Here is a 1,422-nt window from a genome sequence, read left to right as displayed (position 1 = left end):
GAGCCAGGAAAAACATTCCTCTATTCGAATCCTTTCGTCGTGCTGTTGATTCTGCCTTCCTATGACCTGTTCGGACTATTATGAGAAATGTTATACTTGTTGAAACCGCAGTATCCCAACTTTGTGTTATATGCGAGAGATTATCAGGAAATTTTTTATAGCGTTTCAACCACTCTGGTTTAATTATACCACTTGAAAGCGGCAGAGGGTTTTGTTGATATTGAGCAGCAAAAGCGTAACTCCCAAGTTCAGCTTTTATTATCTCAACTTCTTCTTTTCCTCCATCGAGGGGATATAACAACTGACCTTCTTCTCTTGAATATAATATCCTTACAGGTGACGCTGGTTTATTATATAATCGCCTGGTCGCACAGTGCTGAGCTACTCGGATGATAGGAACGGGAGGTATTGGCTTTTTGATTGAATAAATAACCTGCTTATTTTCAGAAATCATTGGCAAACAAATATGATGCCATATGTTTTTTGGCTTGGAGAGAAGGTGTCCAGTTAAGTCCTCCTGGTGTAGCCTGTGCATTACAAGAACGATGACTCCTTTTTTTCTATCGTTCAGCCTGGTTACTAAAGTCTGATCAAACCAGTTTGTGGCACGCTTTCTAAGCGTTTCACTCAAAGCTTGAGCAGAACTGAGCGGATCGTCCACAATGATAAAATCACCACCTTCACCAGTTAGTGTTCCACCAACTGATGTTGCGATTCTGTATCCTCTCTGCACTGTTTGAAATTTATATTTGGTATTCTGGTCTTTGGATAGTTCTATCTCTGGAAATAGCGCTCTATACCAACTAGACTGCATCACGCACCTGGTGTCGAGCGAGTGCTTTTCGCTGAGCCGCTGAGAATAACTTGCAACTATTATTCTCGCAGTTGGTTGGTTTCCCAGTATCCATGCGGGCCACGCAACGCTTATGCACATGGACTTCATCGAGCGCGGAGGCATATTGAATATTATTCGTTTCACTTCACCAGCACTCGCTGCTTCCAGCCTGTCTGCTATGACTTTTATATACTGATAATCGTTATACTCACACCCCGGCACTACCGTTTGAAAGCATAACTCAATGAATTTTAGAAAGTTCATGATATAATGTTGAAACCAACGCGTGACGCTGGGATGACAGAAAAAGGAGCACTGACCCTTTGTGGTCTCTTAAATTGCAATTACAAATGTTAAGAAATTTACCAAATAAAAAAAAAGGCAAAAGAAGCCCCGTGGTTATTATCCGCTTTAAAATATTGGCGTTTTTTATGTTTTAAACGCTTGACAAGCGAGATTCAGCCGCTTTTAATTGCAACTGACTTACGCTGCAAATATTTAAGAAATTTACTAAGCAGAAAAAAAGACAAAGAATCCCCGAGTTAGCTAGTCTTTTACTATCTCTGTCGAGTATTGGCATTTTTTGA

At 40.5% G+C, this 1,422-nt stretch carries 1 protein-coding gene; it reads right to left on the bottom strand.

Going from position 1 to position 1,422, the window contains the following annotated elements; translation table 11 throughout:
• Nucleotides 1–1,099: terminase (locus OZD66_RS04470; protein WP_275022341.1), on the bottom strand; the 1,099-nt coding region annotated here is incomplete at its 3' end.
• Nucleotides 1,100–1,422: the final 323 nt, after the last annotated feature.

Origin of the sequence: Wolbachia endosymbiont of Drosophila baimaii (assembly GCF_028982185.1) — a bacterium.
In the GTDB taxonomy this organism is placed as follows: domain Bacteria; phylum Pseudomonadota; class Alphaproteobacteria; order Rickettsiales; family Anaplasmataceae; genus Wolbachia; species Wolbachia pipientis.
This window is presented reverse-complemented; position numbering and strand designations above follow the sequence as displayed.